This is a genomic window from Streptomyces sp. NBC_00704 (genome assembly GCF_036226605.1).
GTDB lineage: Bacteria > Actinomycetota > Actinomycetes > Streptomycetales > Streptomycetaceae > Streptomyces.
Genome location: NZ_CP109000.1, coordinates 1,386,713 through 1,406,747, shown reverse-complemented (window position 1 = coordinate 1,406,747; position 20,035 = coordinate 1,386,713). Strand labels below are relative to the sequence as shown.

Genomic DNA, 20,035 nt, shown 5'->3' with positions numbered 1-20,035 from the left:
GAGTGAGGTCCCCCCGTGTCCAGCACGATCTCCGAAAACCAGACCCCCGAGACCGGCACCGCGCGCGTGAAGCGCGGCATGGCCGAGCAGCTCAAGGGCGGCGTGATCATGGACGTCGTCACGCCGGAGCAGGCGAAGATCGCCGAGGACGCGGGCGCCGTCGCCGTCATGGCCCTCGAGCGGGTCCCGGCCGACATCCGCAAGGACGGCGGCGTGGCCCGGATGTCCGACCCCGACATGATCGAGGGCATCATCGAGGCCGTCTCGATCCCGGTCATGGCCAAGTCCCGCATCGGCCACTTCGTCGAGGCCCAGGTGCTGCAGTCGCTCGGCGTCGACTACATCGACGAGTCCGAGGTCCTCACCCCGGCCGACGAGGTCAACCACAGCGACAAGTTCGCGTTCACGACGCCGTTCGTCTGCGGCGCCACCAACCTGGGCGAGGCCCTGCGCCGCATCGCCGAGGGCGCCGCCATGATCCGCTCCAAGGGCGAGGCCGGCACCGGCAACGTCGTCGAGGCCGTCCGCCACCTGCGCCAGATCAAGAACGAGATCGCCCGGCTGCGCGGCTTCGACAACAACGAGCTGTACGCCGCCGCCAAGGACCTGCGCGCCCCCTACGAGCTGGTCAAGGAGGTCGCCGAACTCGGCAAGCTCCCCGTCGTGCTGTTCTCCGCGGGCGGTGTCGCCACCCCGGCCGACGCCGCGCTGATGCGCCAGCTCGGCGCCGAGGGCGTCTTCGTCGGCTCCGGCATCTTCAAGTCCGGCGACCCGGCCAAGCGCGCCGCCGCCATCGTGAAGGCCACCACCTTCTACGACGACCCGAAGATCATCGCGGACGCCTCCCGCAACCTCGGCGAGGCCATGGTCGGCATCAACTGCGACACCCTCCCCGAGGCCGAGCGCTACGCCAACCGCGGCTGGTAACGAGCCCATGAGCAGCGAAACCCCCGTCGTGGGCGTCCTGGCCCTCCAGGGCGACGTCCGGGAGCACCTCGTCGCCCTGGCCGCGGCCGACGCCGTGGCCAGACCGGTGCGGCGCCCCGAGGAACTGGCCGAGGTCGACGGCCTCGTCCTGCCCGGCGGCGAGTCCACGACCATCTCCAAACTGGCCGTCCTCTTCGGCGTGATGGACCCGCTCCGCGCGCGTGTGCGCGACGGCATGCCGGTCTACGGCACCTGCGCGGGCCTGATCCTGCTCGCCGACAAGATCCTCGACCCGCGCTCGGGCCAGGAGACGGTCGGCGGCATCGACATGATCGTGCGGCGCAACGCCTTCGGACGGCAGAACGAGTCCTTCGAGGCGGCGGTGGACGTCAAGGGCGTCGCCGGCGCACCCGTCGACGGCGTGTTCATCCGCGCCCCCTGGGTGGAATCCGTCGGCGCCGCCGCCGAGGTGCTCGCCGAGCACGACGGCCACATCGTCGCGGTCCGTCAGGGGAACGCGCTCGCCACGTCGTTCCACCCGGAACTGACGGGCGACCACCGCGTGCACGCCCTGTTCGTCGACATGGTGCGCGCGAAGCGGGCGGCCGACTCCTTGTAGGATTCGGGGGTCCCCCAGGCTCTCGACGCCAGGGGGTTCGGACGAGACGGGTTACGCGAAGGAGACAGGCAGATGTCCGGCCACTCTAAATGGGCTACGACGAAGCACAAGAAGGCCGTGATCGACGCCAAGCGCGGCAAGCTCTTCGCGAAGCTGATCAAGAACATCGAGGTCGCGGCGCGCATGGGCGGCGTGGACCTGGACGGCAACCCCACGCTGTACGACGCCGTGCAGAAGGCCAAGAAGTCGTCGGTTCCGAACAAGAACATCGACTCCGCGATCAAGCGCGGCGGCGGTCTCGAAGCCGGTGGCGCCGACTACGAGACGATCATGTACGAGGGCTACGGCCCCAACGGCGTGGCCGTCCTCATCGAGTGCCTCACGGACAACCGCAACCGCGCCGCCTCCGACGTGCGCGTCGCCATGACCCGCAACGGCGGCTCCATGGCCGACCCGGGCTCCGTCTCCTACCTCTTCCACCGCAAGGGCGTCGTCATCGTCCCCAAGGGCGAGCTGAGCGAGGACGACGTGCTGGGCGCGGTGCTCGACGCGGGCGCCGAGGAGGTCAACGACCTCGGCGACTCCTTCGAGGTGCTCAGCGAGGCCACCGACCTGGTCGCCGTCCGCACGGCCCTCCAGGACGCCGGCATCGACTACGACTCCGCCGACGCCAACTTCGTCCCGACCATGCAGGTCGAGCTGGACGAGGACGGCGCGCGGAAGATCTTCAGGCTGATCGACGCGCTGGAGGACAGCGACGACGTGCAGAACGTCTTCGCCAACTTCGACGTCAGCGACGAGGTCATGGAGAAGGTCGACGCGTAACGCCGTCGCGCACTGAGCGGCTCCGGCGGGCTGGTGGGACACACCCCACCGGCCCGCCGCCGTTGTCGGTGGCAGCAGATAGCCTGCACGAACCGGGGGTAGCCCCGGCTTCGCTGGGGGAGATCGAGAGGGAGGGGGCACGGTGCGCGTACTCGGGGTGGACCCCGGTCTCACGCGGTGCGGTGTCGGGGTGGTCGAAGGAGTGGCCGGCCGGCCGCTCACCATGATCGGCGTGGGCGTCGTCCGCACGCCCGCCGACGCCGAGTTGGGGCAGCGGCTGGTCGCCGTGGAGCAGGGCATCGAGCGCTGGCTCGACGAGTACCGGCCCGAATACGTCGCCGTGGAGCGGGTGTTCAGCCAGCACAACGTGCGCACCGTCATGGGCACCGCCCAGGCCAGCGCCGTCGCGATGCTGTGCGCCGCCCGCCGCGGAATCCCCGTCGCCCTGCACACCCCCAGCGAGGTCAAGGCCGCCGTCACCGGCAGCGGACGCGCCGACAAGGCCCAGGTCGGCGCGATGGTCACCCGCCTGCTCCGGCTCGACGCGCCCCCCAAGCCGGCCGACGCCGCCGACGCCCTCGCGCTCGCCATCTGCCACATCTGGCGCGCCCCCGCGCAGAACCGACTCCAGCAGGCCGTCGCCCTGCACGCGGCCCGGTCCCCGATCACATCGAAAGGCCGTACGGCATGATCGCCTTCGTCAGCGGCACCGTCGCCGCGCTCGCCCCCGACTCCGCGGTGGTCGAGGTGGGCGGCGTGGGCATGGCCGTGCAGTGCACCCCGAACACGCTGTCCACGCTCCGCCTCGGCCGCCCGGCCAAGCTCGCCACCTCCCTCGTCGTACGGGAGGACTCGCTGACCCTGTACGGCTTCGTGGACGACGACGAACGCCAGGTCTTCCAGCTGCTGCAGACCGCGAGCGGCGTCGGCCCCCGGCTGGCCCAGGCCATGCTGGCCGTGCACGCCCCCGACGCGCTGCGCCGGGCCGTGGCCACCGGCGACGAGAAGGCGCTGATCGCGGTCCCCGGCATCGGCAAGAAGGGCGCCCAGAAGCTGCTGCTCGAACTCAAGGACAGGCTGGGCGAACCGGTCGGCGCCCCCGTGGTCGGCGCACCCGTCACCAGCGGCTGGCGCGACCAGCTGCACGCCGCCCTGATCGGCCTCGGCTACGCGACCCGCGAGGCCGACGAGGCCGTCGTCGCCGTGACCCCGCAGGCCGAGGCCGCCGACGGGGCGCCCCAGGTGGGCGCGCTGCTCAAGGCCGCACTGCAGACCCTGAACCGCGCCCGCTAGGAGAACGTCAGTGAACTGGGACGACACGAGCGACGAGACCGCCCCCGAGCGGCTCGCCGACCCCGCCGCGGACCGACTGGTGGGCTCTGTCGCCGACGGGGAGGACCAGGCGGTCGAGGCCGCCCTGCGCCCCAAGGACCTGGGCGAGTTCATCGGCCAGGAGAAGGTCCGCGAACAGCTCGACCTCGTGCTGCGCGCCGCACGCGCGCGCGGAGCGACCGCCGACCACGTGCTGCTCTCCGGAGCGCCCGGCCTGGGCAAGACCACCCTCTCGATGATCATCGCCGCCGAGATGGGCGCCCCGATCCGCATCACCAGCGGTCCCGCCATCCAGCACGCGGGCGACCTCGCGGCGATCCTGTCCTCCCTCCAGGAGGGCGAGGTCCTCTTCCTCGACGAGATCCACCGCATGTCCCGGCCCGCCGAGGAGATGCTCTACATGGCGATGGAGGACTTCCGCGTCGACGTCATCGTCGGCAAGGGGCCCGGCGCCACCGCCATCCCCCTCGAACTGCCCCCCTTCACGCTGGTCGGCGCCACCACGCGCGCGGGCCTGCTGCCGCCCCCGCTGCGCGACCGGTTCGGCTTCACCGCCCACATGGAGTTCTACGAGCCCGGCGAACTCCAGCGCGTGATCCACCGCTCGGCCGACCTCCTCGACGTGGAGATCGACCCCGCCGGCGCCGCCGAGATCGCCGGCCGCTCCCGCGGCACCCCGCGGATCGCCAACCGTCTGCTGCGCCGCGTGCGCGACTACGCGCAGGTCAAGGCCGACGGAAAGGTCACCCGTGAGATCGCCGCGGCGGCCCTCAAGGTCTACGAGGTGGACGAGCGCGGCCTCGACCGCCTGGACCGCGCGGTCCTGGAGGCCCTGCTGAAGCTGTTCGGCGGCGGTCCGGTCGGCCTGTCCACCCTCGCCGTCGCGGTGGGGGAGGAGCGCGAGACCGTCGAGGAGGTCGCCGAGCCGTTCCTCGTCAGGGAGGGTCTCCTCGCCCGCACCCCGCGCGGAAGGGTCGCCACCCCGGCAGCGTGGACGCATCTCGGTCTCACGCCGACGCGGCCCCAGGCCCTGGGCGGCGGACAACCGGACCTGTTCGGCACCTGACGGAAGGGGGCCGAGGCCGGGGCTTTGGCCGGGTAAGGAACCCAGGTGCCATGCTGAGCGTTGTTCCCTGCGCGCGGACTCGCTTAGACTCCGCCGATGCCGCCCCTGTCGGCAGCACACAACCCCCATCCATCAGGCCGCTCAAGCGTCGCGGTCGTTTGAAGGAAGTTCCGACCCGTGAGTCCTGTGACCCTCCTCCCGTTCATCGTGCTCATCGGGGCCATGTTCCTGATGACCCGGTCGGCCAAGAAGAAGCAGCAGCAAGCGGCCGCCATGCGCAACGACCTGCAGCCCGGCAGTGGCGTCCGCACCATCGGGGGCATGTACGCGACGGTCAAGGAGGTCAATGACGACACCCTCCTCCTCGATGCGGGGCCGGGCGTGGAGCTGCTCTTCGCGAAGAACGCGATCGGCGCCGTCCTGACCGACGACGAGTACAACCGCATCGTCCACGGCGTCGAGCACGACCTGAAGTCCGACACCGACATCGTCCCCGACGACGCCTCCTCCCTCACCGAGTCCGCCGACACCGACGACTCCGCCGACGAAGCTGCCGCCGCCTCCGACGAGAAGGTTGTCGACCTCGGCAAGAAGGACGGACCCGACGACGTCCGGGAGAAGGCCGCCGAAGCCGACCAGGCCGATGCGGGCGAACAGCCGAAGAAGACCGACGGCGACTCCGACGCGCAGAAGTAGCCACGTCCCCGGCGCTCACGGGTCACACCCGTACGTGCCGGGCGCGCGCATCTCGCCAGGGGATCCCGACACCATGTCATGGCCGCCGCCGCGCTGACCCGGCGCGAGGCGGCCCGAGAGGGAGTACGAGAAGGTGGCAGCACCTAAGAAGGGCCGGAGCGCGAGTGCCCAGAACAAACCATGGCGCTCGCTGGCCCTGATCCTGATCGCCATCGTGGGGCTCACCGGAGGCATGTTCGCCTCCGGTCACACCACTCCGCGTCTCGGCATCGACCTTGCCGGCGGTACCAGCATCACGCTGGAGGCGAAGGCCGAACAGGGATCCGCGATCAACAAGGCCAACATGGACACCGCGGTCGACATCATGAACCGCCGTGTCAACGGGCTGGGCGTCTCCGAGGCGGAGGTGCAGACCCAGGGAAACCGCAACATCATCGTCAACATCCCCAAGGGCACCAACTCCGAGGAAGCCCAGCAGCAGGTGGGCACCACCGCCAAGCTGTACTTCCGCCCGGTCCTGGCCCAGGAGGCCACGGGTCCCGCCGCCCCCACCCCCTCGCCGAGCACCTCCGCGAGCGGCGGCGCGAGCGCCTCGCCGAGCACGTCCGCGAGCCCTTCGGCGAGCGCCTCCGCCACCGGTGAGAAGGCGACCTCCTCGACCTCCCCGTCGGCCTCGGCCACCTCGCAGGGCCGTGCCGTCACCGACGGCCTGAAGGCCGACGGCACCCCCTCGGCTTCCGCGAGCGCCAAGGCGAGCTCCTCCCCGAGCCCGTCCGCCAAGCCGTCCGGCGGCGCCTCCACCGGCCCGGACGCCGCGCTCCAGGCCAAGTTCGCGACCCTGGACTGCTCCAAGGAGGAGGTCCGCACCAAGGCCGGCGAGGGCATCAAGCCCGACGTTGCGACCGTGGCCTGCGGTGAGGTCGACAAGGTCTGGTACAAGTACCTCCTCGGCCCGGCGGCCGTCGACGGCACCGACGTCAAGAAGGCCCAGGCCGTCTTCGACACGCAGGGTGCGGCCGGCTGGCAGGTCAACATGAACTTCACCGGCAAGGGCTCCAAGAAGTTCGCCACGATCACGGGCCAGCTCGCGCAGAACCAGCAGCCGCAGAACGAGTTCGCCATCGTGCTCGACGGCGACGTCGTCTCCAGCCCGTACGTGCAGAACGCGATCACCGGCGGCCAGGCCCAGATCTCCGGCAGCTTCAAGCAGGAGGAGGCCCAGAGCCTCGCCAACATGCTGTCGTACGGCGCCCTGCCGCTGTCCTTCCAGACGCAGAGCGTCACCACCGTGACGGCGGCCCTCGGCGGCGACCAGCTGCACGCCGGTCTCGTCGCGGGCGCCATCGGCCTCGCCCTGGTCGTCCTGTACCTGGTGGTCTACTACCGGGGTCTGTCGCTCATCGCGATGGCCTCGCTGCTGGTCTCCGCCGCCCTCACCTACGTGCTCATGGCGCTGCTCGGCCCGGCCATCGGCTTCGCGCTGAACCTGCCGGCGGTCTGCGGCGCCATCGTCGCCATCGGCATCACGGCGGACTCGTTCATCGTGTACTTCGAACGGGTCCGGGACGAGATCCGCGAAGGCCGCACCCTGCGCCCGGCCGTCGAGCGCGCCTGGCCGCGCGCCCGGCGCACCATCCTGGTCTCCGACTTCGTGTCGTTCCTCGCCGCCGCCGTGCTGTTCGTCGTCACGGTCGGCAAGGTCCAGGGCTTCGCGTTCACGCTGGGTCTGACCACCGTCCTCGACGTCGTCGTGGTCTTCTTCTTCACCAAGCCGCTCATGACGCTCATCGCCAGGCGGAAGTTCTTCGCGAGCGGCCACAAGTGGTCCGGCCTCGACCCGAAGGGCCTGGGCGCCAAACCGCCGATCCGCCGCACCCGCCGCCCCTCCGGTCCCGGCGCCGGCCCCGTCGAGACGAAGGAGGCCTGAGCGATGTCGAAACTCGGCAATCTCGGCGCCCGACTGCACCGTGGCGAGGTCAGCTATGACTTCATCGGCCACCGCAAGCTCTGGTACGGCATCTCCATCCTGATCACCATCACGGCCATCCTCGGCCTGGCGGTGCGCGGCCTGAACATGGGCATCGACTTCCAGGGCGGCGCCGTCTTCACCACGCAGGAGACCAGCGTCTCCGTCTCGCAGGCCGAGGAGTTCGCCAAGGACGCCTCCGGCCACGACGCGGTCGTGCAGAAGCTCGGCAACGGCACGCTGCGCATCCAGATCGCCGGCATGGACATCCAGCAGTCCAACGAGATCAAGGCCGACCTGGCCAAGGACCTCCAGGTCGACCGGGACACGATCACCGCCGAGCTGGTCGGCCCCAGCTGGGGCGACCAGATCGCCAACAAGGCCTGGCAGGGCCTGGCGATCTTCATGGTGCTGGTCGTGATCTACCTGGCGATCGCCTTCGAGTGGCGCATGGCCATCGCGGCGCTCGTCGCCCTGATCCACGACATCACCATCACCGTCGGCATCTACGCCCTCGTCGGCTTCGAGGTCACGCCCGGCACGGTGATCGGTCTGCTGACCATCCTCGGTTACTCGCTCTACGACACGGTGGTCGTCTTCGACTCCCTCAAGGAGCAGACGAAGGACCTCACCAAGCAGACCCGCTTCACCTACAGCGAGGTCGCCAACCGGTCGATCAACGGCACCCTGGTCCGCTCCATCAACACCACGGTCGTCGCGCTGCTGCCGGTGGCGGGCCTGCTCTTCATCGGCGGCGGCTTCCTCGGTGCGGGCACGCTCAACGACATCTCGCTGTCGCTGTTCGTGGGCCTCGCCGCCGGCGCCTACTCCTCGATCTTCATCGCCACGCCGCTCGTCGCCGACCTCAAGGAACGCGAGCCGCAGATCAAGGCGCTGAGGAAGCGGGTGCTGGCCAAGCGCGCCCAGGCCGGCGACGAGCCGCAGCGGACCGAGGCGCCCGGCGCCGACGACTACGACGACGAGTCGGAGGACGCCGCTCCCGCGGTCGTCGGGCCGCGCAACCAGACCTCGCCCCGCGGCCGCGGCCGCGGCCGTCCGTCGGGGAAGCGCCGGTGACCGAGACCACCGACCTCACGACGCTGCTGCTCAGCCGCATCCGTGACGTGGCCGACCACCCGGAGCCGGGCGTGATGTTCAAGGACATCACCCCGCTCCTGGCGGACCCGGCGGCGTTCAGCGCGCTCACCGACGCCTTCGCGGAGATCGCCGTCCGCACCGGCGCCACCAAGATCGTCGGCCTGGAGGCCCGGGGCTTCATCCTGGGCGCCCCGGTCGCCGTCCGCGCGGGCCTCGGCTTCATCCCCGTGCGCAAGGCGGGCAAGCTCCCCGGAGCGACCCTCGCCCAGGCCTACGACCTGGAGTACGGCTCGGCCGAGATCGAGGTGCACGCGGAGGACCTGAGCGCCGGCGACCGCGTCCTCATCGTCGACGACGTCCTGGCCACCGGCGGCACCGCCGAGGCGTCGATCCAGCTCATCCACCGGGCGGGCGCCGATGTCGCGGGCGTCGCCGTCCTGATGGAACTGGGCTTCCTCGCGGGCCGGCCCCGGCTGGAGGCGGCCCTCGGCGGAGCGCCCCTGGAGTCCCTGCTGACCATCTGACCAGGGCCGTACGCGAGCGGGCGGGCGCCGGAGGAATTCCGGCGCCCGCCCCTTGCGTTCTCCGGGCGGACGGGCCTCTCATCGGCCTGGAGGCGATCCCGCGGCCCGGGATGGCTACGATGGGTGCTCCGGAGCCTGACCGGGGACCCGGATCGCGCACGAGGAGTCCTCTTGCCAGACGAGGCCCAGCACCTGACCGCCGCCAAGCCCGAGTCCGCCTCGGGCCCCGCGGCCGCGCCCGCGCCGCACCCGTCGCACGCGCAGGACGACGGCCGGGGGCCGGTCGAGCACGACCGCACGGCGCCCGTCGACAAGCCGGACGAGCAACCGCGCCCCAAGCCGGCCCCGCCCGAGCCCTCCTCGGCCGCACCGGCCCCCCGCCCGGCCGCCGCCGCGCAGCCGTCCGCCCGCTCCGGCTCCTCCAACCGCGTCCGCGCCCGGCTCGCCCGGCTCGGCGTCCAGCGCCAGAACCCGTACAACCCGGTCCTGGAGCCCCTGCTGCGGATAGTGCGCAGCAACGACCCCAAGATCGAGACGGCGACGCTGCGCCAGATCGAGAAGTCCTACCAGGTCGCCGAGCGCTGGCACCGCGGTCAGAAGCGCAAGAGCGGCGACCCGTACATCACGCACCCGCTCGCGGTGACGACGATCCTCGCCGAGCTGGGCATGGACCCGGCGACGCTCATGGCGGGCCTGCTGCACGACACCGTCGAGGACACCGAGTACGGCCTGGAGGACCTGCGCCGCGACTTCGGCGACCAGGTGGCCCTGCTGGTCGACGGCGTCACCAAGCTCGACAAGGTCAAGTTCGGCGAGGCCGCGCAGGCCGAGACGGTGCGCAAGATGGTCGTCGCCATGGCCAAGGACCCGCGCGTCCTGGTCATCAAGCTCGCCGACCGGCTGCACAACATGCGCACCATGCGCTACCTCAAGCGCGAGAAGCAGGAGAAGAAGGCGCGCGAGACGCTGGAGATCTACGCGCCGCTCGCCCACCGCCTCGGCATGAACACCATCAAGTGGGAACTGGAGGACCTCGCCTTCGCGATCCTCTACCCCAAGATGTACGACGAGATCGTACGGCTGGTGGCCGAGAGAGCGCCCAAGCGTGACGAGTACCTGGCCATAGTGACCGACGAGGTCCAGGCCGACCTGCGCGCCGCCCGCATCAAGGCGACCGTCACCGGCCGCCCGAAGCACTACTACAGCGTCTACCAGAAGATGATCGTCCGCGGCCGTGACTTCGCGGAGATCTACGACCTGGTGGGCATCCGCGTCCTCGTGGACACCGTCCGCGACTGCTACGCGGCCCTCGGCACCGTGCACGCGCGATGGAACCCGGTCCCCGGCCGGTTCAAGGACTACATCGCGATGCCCAAGTTCAACATGTACCAGTCGCTGCACACGACGGTCATCGGCCCCAACGGCAAGCCCGTCGAACTCCAGATCCGCACGTTCGACATGCACCGCCGCGCCGAGTACGGCATCGCCGCCCACTGGAAGTACAAGCAGGAGGCCGTCGCCGGCGCATCCAAGGTGCGCTCCGACCAGCCGCGGACCACCGGCAAGGACGACCACCTCAACGACATGGCGTGGCTGCGCCAGCTCCTGGACTGGCAGAAGGAGACCGAGGACCCCGGCGAGTTCCTGGAGTCCCTGCGCTTCGACCTGTCGCGCAACGAGGTCTTCGTCTTCACCCCCAAGGGCGACGTCATCGCGCTGCCGGCCGGCGCCACACCGGTGGACTTCTCCTACGCCGTCCACACCGAGGTCGGCCACCGCACGATAGGAGCCCGGGTCAACGGGCGCCTGGTGCCGCTGGAGTCGACCCTGGACAACGGCGACCTGGTGGAGGTCTTCACCTCCAAGGCCGCCGGAGCCGGGCCGTCCCGGGACTGGCTGAACTTCGTCAAGTCGCCGCGCGCCCGCAACAAGATCCGGGCCTGGTTCTCCAAGGAACGCCGCGACGAGGCGATCGAGCAGGGCAAGGACGCCATCGCGCGCGCCATGCGCAAGCAGAACCTGCCGATCCAGCGCATCCTCACCGGCGACTCCCTCGTCACCCTCGCCCACGAGATGCGCTACCCGGACATCTCCTCGCTGTACGCGGCGATCGGCGAGGGCCATGTGGCCGCGCAGAACGTCGTGCAGAAGCTCGTCCAGGCGCTCGGCGGCGAGGAGGCGGCCTCCGAGGAGATGGACGACGCGGTCCCGCCGTCCCGCGCCCGCGGCCGCAAGCGGCGCAGCAACCAGGACCCGGGCGTCGTCGTCAAGGGCGTCGACGACGTGTGGGTCAAGCTGGCCCGCTGCTGCACCCCCGTCCCCGGCGACCCGATCATCGGCTTCGTCACGCGCGGCAGCGGCGTCTCGGTCCACCGCAGCGACTGCGTCAACGTGGATTCACTGTCCCGGGAGCCCGAGCGCATCCTCGAGGTCGAGTGGGCACCCACGCAGTCCTCGGTCTTCCTCGTCGCCATACAGGTCGAGGCCCTGGACCGCTCCCGGCTGCTGTCCGACGTCACCCGGGTGCTCTCCGACCAGCACGTCAACATCCTGTCCGCGGCCGTCCAGACGTCCCGCGACCGGGTGGCCACCTCCCGCTTCACCTTCGAGATGGGCGACCCCAAGCACCTGGGGCACGTCCTGAAGGCCGTACGCGGCGTCGAGGGCGTCTACGACGTGTACCGGGTGACATCGGCCCGCCGGCCGTAGCCGAGCACGCGAGAGGCCCCCGTACACGAGCTTGGGTTCTAGTGGTCGTCGCAACACCCCAGTTCAAGGGGTGCGATGGACTTCGAGATCCGCAAGATCCGGACGGCTCAGGGCCGCAGTCAACTGGTCCGTGAGCGGGAGGAATACTTCCGGCTCATGGACCAGGGGCTGAGCAGCCGGGAGGCATGCCGACGCGTCGGAATCAACATCCGGACGGGAAAGCGATGGCGTAACGGCCGCAATCCGTCGGGCAGGAGTAAGGCGGCACCACCGGCGAATGCGGTGGTGCCGCCTTCTGGTCCGTCCCGGTACCTGCGCGAGGCCGACCGGATCTACATCGCCGACCGGCTGCGTGAGAAGGCGTCGGTCCGTGCGATCGCCGCCGGACTGGGCCGCAGCCCGTCGACCATCAGCCGGGAGATACGCCGCAACCGGCACCCCGAAAACGGCCAGTACCGGCCCTTCGCCGCCCAGGCACGCGCCGATTCCCGCCGGCCAAGGCCCAAGCCCGGCAAGATCGGCCGGACGCCTGAGCTTCGGAACTTCATCCAGGACCGCCTGGACCTTCGGTGGAGCCCGGAGCAGATCTGCCATGCTCTGCGGATACGGTTCCCTGAGCGGCCGGAGATGCAAGTGGTCCACGAAACGGTCTACCAGGCCCTCTACGTCCAGGGCCGCGGTGAACTGCGCCGCGAGCTGGCCCGCGTTCTGCGCACCGGACGCATCCGCCGCAAGCCGCACCGCCAGGCCGCCTCCCGACAGCCGCGGTTCGCCACCCCCATGGTCATGATCAGCGAGTGCCCCGCCGAAGCCGACGACCGGGCCGTGCCGGGCCACTGGGAGGGCGACCTGATCATCGGCAAGGACAACGCGTCCGCCATCGGCACCCTGGTCGAGCGCGCCACACGCTACGTGATGCTCCTGCACCTGCCCGACGGCCGCAGCGCGGAACACGTCCGCGACGCCCTGGTCACCACTGCCCAGACCCTGCCCTCCCACCTGATCCGCTCACTGACCTGGGACCAGGGCAGCGAGATGGCTGCCCACGGCGCCTTCACTCTGGCCACCGACGTTCCGGTCTACTTCTGCGACCCGGCCAGCCCCTGGCAGCGCGGCTCGAACGAGAACACCAATGGCCTGCTGCGGCAGTACTTCCCCAAAGGCACCGACCTGTCGAGCCACACCCGCGAACACCTCGACACCGTTGCTGCCGAGCTGAACGGCCGACCACGCAAAACGCTCGGCTGGGAAACCCCAGCCGAGCGCCTGCATAAACTGCTCAAGGCCTGATCAACACGACCACGTGTTGCAACGACCCCTAGAAACCGCCGAGGTACGGGGGCCCCTTCGTCATCCGGCCGGCCGGGCGGTCAGCCGCCGAACTCCTGCAGACCCTTCAGCGCCTGGTCCAGTAGCGCCTGACGGCCTTCGAGCTCGCGCTCCAGCTTGTCGGCCCGCGCGGAGTTGCCCTGCGCGCGCGCCTGCTCGATCTGGCCCTTCAGCTTGTCCACGGCGCCCTGGAGCTGACCGGTCAGACCCGCGGCACGCGCGCGTGCCTCCGGGTTCGTCCGGCGCCACTCGGCCTCCTCGGACTCCTGGATCGCCCGCTCCACGGCGTGCATCCGGCCCTCGACCTTCGGCCGGGCGTCCCGCGGGACGTGGCCGATGGCCTCCCAGCGCTCGTTGATCGAACGGAACGCGGCCCGCGCCGCCTTCAGGTCGCCGATCGGGAGCAGCTTCTCGGCCTCCTCGGCCAGCTCCTCCTTGAGCTTCAGGTTCTCCGTCTGCTCCGCGTCGCGCTCGGCGAACACCGAGCTGCGGGCGGCGAAGAAGACGTCCTGGGCGCCGCGGAAGCGGTTCCACAGGTCGTCCTCGTGCTCGCGCTGGGCGCGGCCCGCCGCCTTCCACTCCGCCATCAGCTCGCGGTAGCGCGCGGCCGTCGGACCCCAGTCCGTCGAACCGGACAGCGCCTCGGCCTCGGAGACCAGCCGCTCCTTGACGCGCCGGGCGTCCTCGCGCTGCGCGTCCAGCTGCGCGAAGTGAGCCTTGCGGCGCTTGGAGAACGCCGAGCGCGCGTGGGAGAACCGGTGCCACAGCTCGTCGTCCGACTTGCGGTCGAGGCGGGGCAGGCCCTTCCAGATGTCCACCAGCGCCCGCAGGCGTTCACCCGCGGCCCGCCACTGGTCGGACTGCGCCAGCTGCTCCGCCTCGGTGACCAGGTCCTCCTTGGCCTTGCGAGCCTCGTCGGACTGCTTGGCCCGCTGCTGCTTGCGCTCCTCGCGCCGCGACTCGACGGTCGCCACCAGCTTGTCGAGCCGCTCCCGCAGCGCCTGAAGATCGCCCACCGCGTGATGCGCGTCGACCTGCTCGCGGATGTGGTCGATCGCGACCTGGGCGTCCTTGGTCGACAGGTCGGTGGTCTGCACTCGCTTCTCGAGGAGGCCGATCTCGACAACCAGGCCCTCGTACTTGCGCTCGAAGTAGGCCAGGGCTTCCTCGGGGGAGCCCGCCTGCCAGGAACCGACCACCTGCTCGCCGTCGGCCGTACGCACGTACACGGTGCCCGTCTCGTCGACGCGGCCCCACGGGTCGCTGCTCACAGCGCCTCCTCCACATGATGCCGCCGAGGGGCTTCGGCGCCCCCGGGCATCGTCCACAGTTTCGTCACGGCCAACATAGGCGACCGGCGGGCCGCCTGTCCGCATCCAGCGCGACCGAAATTGCGCAGTTGACCGCCCCTTGTCGCCGACTCGTCATCGGCTGTCGTCAGGACTTCGTGACCGTCGCCTTGTTGATCACTACCGTCGCGTTGGGGGCGCCGTCACCCGCGCCGGTGTTCTCGCCCGCGGCGGCGATCTTCTTCAGAACCTTCATGCCGTCGGCCGACAGCGTCCCGAACGGCGTGTAGCTCGGCGGCAGCTGGCTGTCCTGGTAGACGAGGAAGAACTGGCTCCCGCCGGTGTGCGCCTGACCGGTGTTGGCCATCGCGACCGTGCCCGCCGGGTAGACGTTCGCCTTGAGGTCGGCGTCCTTCAGGTTCTCGTCAGGAATGGTGTAGCCGGGGCCGCCGCTGCCGCTGCCCGTCGGGTCGCCGCACTGCAGCACGTAGATCTGGTTGGTGGTCAGACGGTGGCACTTGGTGTGGTCGAAGAAGCCCTTGCCGGCGAGGAAGTCGAAGGAGTTCACCGTGTGCGGCGCGGCCTTCGCCTTGAGCGCTATGCCGATGTCGCCGCAGGTCGTCGACAGCGTCATCGTGTACTTCGCCGACTTGTCGACCGTGAGCGCCGGCTCCTTCTTCCACGACTGCGTCTTGACCGACCCGGCGGCCGGCTTCTCGCACGGGTCCTTCGCCGCGCTCGGGGCGGCCGACGGCGTCGTCTGCGAACTCGCGTCCGCCTTCTTGTCGTCGTCGTTCTTGAGGACACCCGTCGTGTACAGCGCCACACTGCCGATGACGACCACGCCGAGCACCGACGCGATCACCGTGTTGCGCATGCGCGCCTTGCGTCGGGCGCTCGTGCGTCGCTGCTGCTGCCGCAAGAACTTCTCCCGGGCGAGCTGACGCTTCCGCTGTTCCTGGGTGACCACCGGGTTCTCTCCTCATGCGTCTCGTACGTCGACTGGGACGCGTGCGTCTTGTGAGCCGACCGCCTGCGTGTGCCCCGTACCGTATATGGGTTCGCTGAGGAATCGGCAGCGCCGGTAGGCTCTGACCACTGGCGCAGCCGCCAGAAGCCCACGCGTATCGACACAAACGAAGGACGATCGTGCTCATTGCCGGGTTCCCCGCCGGGGCCTGGGGGACGAACTGTTACCTCGTCGCCCCCGCCGCCGGTGAGGAGTGCGTGATCATCGACCCGGGCCACCAGGCCGCCCCCGGAGTCGGCGAAGCGGTGCGCAAGCACCGGCTCAAGCCCGTCGCCGTCGTCCTCACCCACGGCCACATCGACCATGTGGCCTCGGTCGTCCCGGTCTGCGGCGCGCACGACGTGCCCGCCTGGATCCACCCCGAGGACCGGTACATGATGAGCGACCCGGAGAAGGCCCTGGGCCGGTCCATCGGGATGCCGCTCATGGGCGAGCTGACGGTGGGGGAGCCGGACGACGTCCGCGAGCTCACCGACGGCACGAGGCTGGCGCTGGCCGGTCTGGACTTCTCCGTCGCGCACGCCCCGGGCCATACCAAGGGGTCGGTGACCTTCCAGATGCCCGAGACGGCCGACGTCCCGCCGGTCTTGTTCTCCGGGGACCTGCTGTTCGCCGGCTCCGTCGGACGCACCGACCTGCCCGGCGGTGACATGGCCGAGATGCTCGACTCGCTGGCCCGCGTGTGCCTGCCGCTCGACGACTCGACCGTGGTGCTGTCCGGCCACGGCCCCCAGACGACCATCGGCCAGGAGCGCGCCGCCAACCCGTATCTGCGGCAGGTGGCGGCCGACGGCCAGGGAGCGGGTTCGCACACCCCTCCCCGACGAGGAATGTGACGAGAGACCTTCCGTGAGCACCTTCCAGGCCCCCAAGGGCACGTACGACCTGATCCCGCCGGACAGCGCCAAGTACCTCGCCGTCCGCGAGGCCATCGCCGCCCCGCTGCGCAACTCCGGCTACGGCTACATCGAGACGCCCGGCTTCGAGAACGTGGAGCTCTTCGCGCGCGGCGTCGGCGAGTCGACCGACATCGTGACGAAGGAGATGTACGCCTTCGAGACCAAGGGCGGCGACCGCCTCGCCCTGCGCCCCGAGGGCACGGCGTCCGTGCTGCGCGCCGCGCTGGAGGCCAACCTGCACAAGACGGGCAACCTGCCGGTCAAGCTCTGGTACTCCGGCTCGTACTACCGCTACGAGCGCCCCCAGAAGGGCCGTTACCGCCACTTCTCCCAGGTCGGCGCCGAGGCCATCGGAGCCGAGGACCCGGCGCTGGACGCCGAGCTGATCATCCTGGCGGACCAGGCCTACCGCTCGCTGGGCCTGAGGAACTTCCGCATCCTGCTCAACAGCCTCGGCGACAAGGAGTGCCGCCCGGTGTACCGGGAGGCGCTGCAGAACTTCCTGCGGAGCCTGGACCTCGACGAGGACACGCTGCGCCGCGCGGAGATCAACCCGCTGCGGGTCCTGGACGACAAGCGCGAGTCGGTCCAGAAGCAGCTCGGGGACGCGCCCCTGCTGCGCGACTACCTCTGCGACGCCTGCAAGGCGTACCACGAGGAGGTCCGCGAGCTGATCACGGCGGCCGGCGTGGGCTTCGAGGACGACCCGAAACTGGTCCGCGGCCTCGACTACTACACCCGGACGACCTTCGAGTTCGTCCACGACGGGCTGGGCTCGCAGTCCGCGGTGGGCGGCGGCGGCCGCTACGACGGGCTCTCCGAGATGATCGGCGGCCCCGCGCTGCCGTCGGTGGGCTGGGCGCTGGGCGTCGACCGCACGGTGCTGGCGCTGGAGGCGGAGGGCGTGGCGCTGGAACTGCCCGCCACCACCTCGGTGTTCGCCGTGCCGCTCGGCGAGGAGGCCCGCCGGCTGCTCTTCGCCAAGGTCACCGAGCTGCGCAAGCTCGGCGTCGCGGCCGACTTCTCCTACGGCGCCAAGGGGCTCAAGGGCGCCATGAAGAGCGCCAACCGCAGCGGCGCCCGCTACACGGTCGTCGCCGGCGAACGCGACCTCGCCGAGGGCGTCGTCCAGCTCAAGGACATGGAGTCCGGCGAGCAGCGGGCGGTCGGCGTGAACGAGATCGTGGCCGAGCTGGAGTCGAGGCTCGGTTAGTCCCCCGTCCGGGTGTCCGGGGGGTGCCGGGCCGGGTGGTCCGGCACCCTTCGTTCGTGTGTGCCGGTCCGCTTCGCCCATCGGCCGAAACCGAACGCTCGGGGCCCGCCGTGCGTACTTCCTTATGTCCGCCGAACGGTGGAGACACGGTCCGGTGCGGCACAATGTCCCCTGCCCGAAGATGGTCCCTCTCAAGTGACGGAATCGGCGTGATGAGCAAGACGACAGTCAAAGACGTCTCCACGGAATCCGAGCCCGGACGCGTCGCCGCGCCGGAGCCACGGACCGTGGGCGGCAGCCGTGCGTTGGCGATCCTGCTGCTGATCACCGGCGCTGCCGGTGTGCTCGCCGCCTGGGTCATCACGCTCGACAAGTTCAAGATCCTCGAGGCCAAGGTCGAGGGCAGGAGCTACACGCCGAGTTGCAGCATCAGCCCGATCATCAGCTGCGGCAGCGTCATGGAGAGCAAGCAGGCCGCCGTCTTCGGGTTCCCGAACCCGATGCTCGGCCTGGTCACGTACGGCATCGTCGTCTGCGTGGCCATGAGCCTGCTGGCCGGCGCCCGCTTCCCCCGCTGGTACTGGCTGACCTTCAACGCCGGCACGCTGTTCGGCGTGGGCTTCGTCACGTGGCTCCAGTACCAGTCGCTGTACAACATCAACGCCCTGTGCCTGTGGTGCTCGCTGGCCTGGGTCGCGACGATCACCATGTTCTGGTACGTCACCTCGTCCAACGTGCGCAACGGCTTCCTGCCCGCGCCGGACGGGCTCAAGCGGTTCTTCGGCGAGTTCACCTGGGTCCTGCCGGCCACCCACGTCGGCATCATCGCCATGCTGGTCCTCACCCGCTGGGGCGCCGACCTCTGGGCCTGAGCCCGTCGCCGCACCCGGCGGGAGTGTCGTACCCCTGACGTAGGCTCCGACGTGTGGAGCCCGACCTGTTCACCGCCGCAGCGGAAGACCGCCAGGAGAAGGACCCCGCCGGGAGCCCCCTGGCGGTCCGGATGCGCCCGCGCACCCTCGACGAGGTGGTGGGCCAGCAGCACCTGCTGAAACCCGGCTCACCGCTGCGCCGTCTGGTCGGCGACGGCGCCAAGGGCCCGGCCGGGCCCTCCTCCGTGATCCTCTGGGGGCCGCCGGGCACCGGGAAGACCACCCTGGCCTACGTCGTGTCCAAGGCCACCGACAAGCGGTTCGTCGAACTGTCGGCCATCACCGCCGGGGTCAAGGAGGTCCGCGCGGTCATCGACGGCGCGCGCCGCGCCATCGGCGGCTTCGGCAAGGAGACCGTCCTCTTCCTCGACGAGATCCACCGCTTCAGCAAGGCCCAGCAGGACTCCCTCCTCCCGGCCGTGGAGAACCGCTGGGTGACGCTGATCGCGGCGACCACCGAGAACCCCTACTTCTCGGTCATCTCCCCGCTGCTGTCCCGCTCCCTCCTGCTGACCCTCGAACCCCTCACGGACGACGACCTGCGCGGCCTCGTCCGGCGCGCCCTGGCCGACGACCGCGGCCTCAAGGGCGCCGTCACCCTCCCCGAGGAGACCGAGGCGCACCTCCTGCGCATCGCCGGCGGCGACGCCCGGCGCGCCCTGACCGCCCTGGAGGCCGCCGCCGGCGCCGCCCTCGACCAGGACGAGACGCGGATCAGCCTCCAGACGCTGGAACAGACCGTCGACCGGGCCGCGGTGAAGTACGACCGCGACGGCGACCAGCACTACGACGTCGCCAGCGCCCTGATCAAGTCCATCCGGGGCTCCGACGTGGACGCCGCCCTGCACTACCTGGCCCGCATGATCGAGGCCGGCGAGGACCCGCGCTTCATCGCCCGCCGCCTGATGATCTCCGCCAGCGAGGACATCGGCCTCGCCGATCCCCAGGCCCTGCCGATCGCGGTGGCCGCCGCCCAGGCCGTCGCGATGATCGGCTTCCCCGAGGCCGCCCTCACGCTCAGCCACGCCACCATCGCGCTCGCCCTGGCCCCCAAGTCCAACGCCGCGACCACGGCGGTCGGCGCCGCCCTGGAGGACGTCCGCAAGGGCCTGGCCGGGCCCGTCCCGCCGCACCTGCGCGACGGGCACTACAAGGGCGCCGCCAAGCTGGGCCACGCACAGGGGTACGTGTACCCGCACGACCTGCCGGAGGGCATCGCCGCCCAGCAGTACGCGCCGGACGCGGTCCACGGCCGGGAGTACTACACGCCCACCCGGCACGGAGCCGAGGCCCGCTACGCGGACGCCGTCGAATGGACCCGGCAGCGCCTCGGTCGCAAGGGGTCCTGAGCACCCTGTAGACTCGCCCGAAGCGCTGGGTCCCGTGCAGTCAGAACGGGACAGTCAGCCGGAGCACCGGTCTTCGGACCGGCTCCAAGGAGCGTCGCGCACCGTCGAAGGTGTCGCGGGCAGCCCACCACCACCCGGATTCCCGGAAACGGTCGGTGGGCCACTCGCGTGCTGCACGTATGTGCCCAGACCAGGGGAGCGGCTGCCCGACAGGTCCCATGCGGACCCGACG

General features: G+C 70.6%; 18 protein-coding genes. 16 read left to right on the top strand and 2 right to left on the bottom strand.

Features of this window, described 5'->3' with window-relative positions; translation table 11 throughout:
* Positions 1 to 15 precede the first annotated feature (15 nt).
* The 12 genes from pdxS (at position 16) to OG802_RS06135 (ending at position 13,052) form a co-directional block, all read left to right on the top strand.
* A complete protein-coding gene (pdxS, locus tag OG802_RS06190; RefSeq protein ID WP_069771884.1) occupies positions 16 to 927 on the top strand; it encodes a pyridoxal 5'-phosphate synthase lyase subunit PdxS in 912 nt (303 codons plus the stop codon).
* 7 nt (positions 928 to 934) lie between these two features.
* Complete coding sequence (gene pdxT, locus OG802_RS06185) at positions 935 to 1,546, top strand: pyridoxal 5'-phosphate synthase glutaminase subunit PdxT (protein ID WP_329407949.1); 612 nt, start codon at positions 935 to 937, stop codon at positions 1,544 to 1,546.
* A 72-nt stretch (positions 1,547 to 1,618) separates the two neighbouring features.
* Complete coding sequence (locus OG802_RS06180; RefSeq protein ID WP_329407947.1) at positions 1,619 to 2,371, top strand: YebC/PmpR family DNA-binding transcriptional regulator; 753 nt, start codon at positions 1,619 to 1,621, stop codon at positions 2,369 to 2,371.
* A gap of 142 nt (positions 2,372 to 2,513) precedes the next feature.
* A complete protein-coding gene (gene ruvC / locus OG802_RS06175) occupies positions 2,514 to 3,062 on the top strand; it encodes a crossover junction endodeoxyribonuclease RuvC (RefSeq protein ID WP_329407945.1) in 549 nt (182 codons plus the stop codon).
* Positions 3,059 to 3,664 (top strand): Holliday junction branch migration protein RuvA, encoded by a 606-nt coding sequence (ruvA, locus tag OG802_RS06170; RefSeq protein WP_329407943.1) that lies wholly within the window; start codon positions 3,059 to 3,061, stop codon positions 3,662 to 3,664. The genes ruvC and ruvA overlap by 4 nt, the downstream gene beginning before the upstream one ends.
* A 10-nt stretch (positions 3,665 to 3,674) precedes the next feature.
* Positions 3,675 to 4,769, top strand: a complete 1,095-nt coding sequence (gene ruvB / locus OG802_RS06165) for a Holliday junction branch migration DNA helicase RuvB (protein ID WP_329407941.1) — start codon at positions 3,675 to 3,677, stop codon at positions 4,767 to 4,769.
* 177 nt (positions 4,770 to 4,946) lie between these two features.
* Positions 4,947 to 5,465: a preprotein translocase subunit YajC gene (yajC, locus tag OG802_RS06160; RefSeq protein WP_329407939.1), complete on the top strand. Its 519-nt coding sequence runs from the start codon at positions 4,947 to 4,949 to the stop codon at positions 5,463 to 5,465.
* Between the two features lie 133 nt (positions 5,466 to 5,598).
* Positions 5,599 to 7,392, top strand: a complete 1,794-nt coding sequence (gene secD, locus OG802_RS06155) for a protein translocase subunit SecD (protein WP_329407937.1) — start codon at positions 5,599 to 5,601, stop codon at positions 7,390 to 7,392.
* Between the two features lie 3 nt (positions 7,393 to 7,395).
* Positions 7,396 to 8,508, top strand: a complete 1,113-nt coding sequence (gene secF, locus OG802_RS06150; RefSeq protein ID WP_329407935.1) for a protein translocase subunit SecF — start codon at positions 7,396 to 7,398, stop codon at positions 8,506 to 8,508.
* Complete coding sequence (locus tag OG802_RS06145; RefSeq protein WP_329407933.1) at positions 8,505 to 9,053, top strand: adenine phosphoribosyltransferase; 549 nt, start codon at positions 8,505 to 8,507, stop codon at positions 9,051 to 9,053. The genes secF and OG802_RS06145 overlap by 4 nt, the downstream gene beginning before the upstream one ends.
* 171 nt (positions 9,054 to 9,224) lie before the next feature.
* Positions 9,225 to 11,762 carry a RelA/SpoT family protein gene (locus tag OG802_RS06140; RefSeq protein WP_329407931.1) on the top strand — a complete coding sequence of 846 codons (2,538 nt, stop codon included), beginning with the start codon at positions 9,225 to 9,227 and terminating at the stop codon, positions 11,760 to 11,762.
* A gap of 75 nt (positions 11,763 to 11,837) precedes the next feature.
* The gene (locus OG802_RS06135) at positions 11,838 to 13,052 is read left to right on the top strand and encodes an IS30 family transposase (RefSeq protein ID WP_443055187.1); all 1,215 of its coding nucleotides are present in this window, start codon (positions 11,838 to 11,840) and stop codon (positions 13,050 to 13,052) included.
* An 80-nt stretch (positions 13,053 to 13,132) separates the two neighbouring features.
* Here the strand turns inward: OG802_RS06135 and OG802_RS06130 are convergent, their stop codons facing one another.
* Both OG802_RS06130 and OG802_RS06125 read right to left on the bottom strand, forming a co-directional pair.
* Complete coding sequence (locus OG802_RS06130; protein WP_329407929.1) at positions 13,133 to 14,362, bottom strand: DUF349 domain-containing protein; 1,230 nt, start codon at positions 14,360 to 14,362, stop codon at positions 13,133 to 13,135.
* Positions 14,363 to 14,528: 166 nt separating this feature from the next.
* Complete coding sequence (locus tag OG802_RS06125; RefSeq protein WP_329407927.1) at positions 14,529 to 15,350, bottom strand: peptidylprolyl isomerase; 822 nt, start codon at positions 15,348 to 15,350, stop codon at positions 14,529 to 14,531.
* Between the two features lie 179 nt (positions 15,351 to 15,529).
* On the opposite strand from OG802_RS06125, the gene OG802_RS06120 reads away from it, so the two are divergent.
* The 4 genes from OG802_RS06120 (at position 15,530) to OG802_RS06105 (ending at position 19,803) form a co-directional block, all read left to right on the top strand.
* Positions 15,530 to 16,246 carry an MBL fold metallo-hydrolase gene (locus OG802_RS06120; RefSeq protein ID WP_329407925.1) on the top strand — a complete coding sequence of 239 codons (717 nt, stop codon included), beginning with the start codon at positions 15,530 to 15,532 and terminating at the stop codon, positions 16,244 to 16,246.
* 13 nt (positions 16,247 to 16,259) lie between these two features.
* Positions 16,260 to 17,522, top strand: coding sequence for a histidine--tRNA ligase (hisS, locus tag OG802_RS06115; RefSeq protein ID WP_329407923.1), 1,263 nt, complete (start codon positions 16,260 to 16,262; stop codon positions 17,520 to 17,522).
* Positions 17,523 to 17,734: 212 nt separating this feature from the next.
* Complete coding sequence (locus tag OG802_RS06110; RefSeq protein ID WP_329407921.1) at positions 17,735 to 18,394, top strand: vitamin K epoxide reductase family protein; 660 nt, start codon at positions 17,735 to 17,737, stop codon at positions 18,392 to 18,394.
* A 53-nt stretch (positions 18,395 to 18,447) separates the two neighbouring features.
* Complete coding sequence (locus OG802_RS06105; protein ID WP_329407919.1) at positions 18,448 to 19,803, top strand: replication-associated recombination protein A; 1,356 nt, start codon at positions 18,448 to 18,450, stop codon at positions 19,801 to 19,803.
* Positions 19,804 to 20,035: the final 232 nt, after the last annotated feature.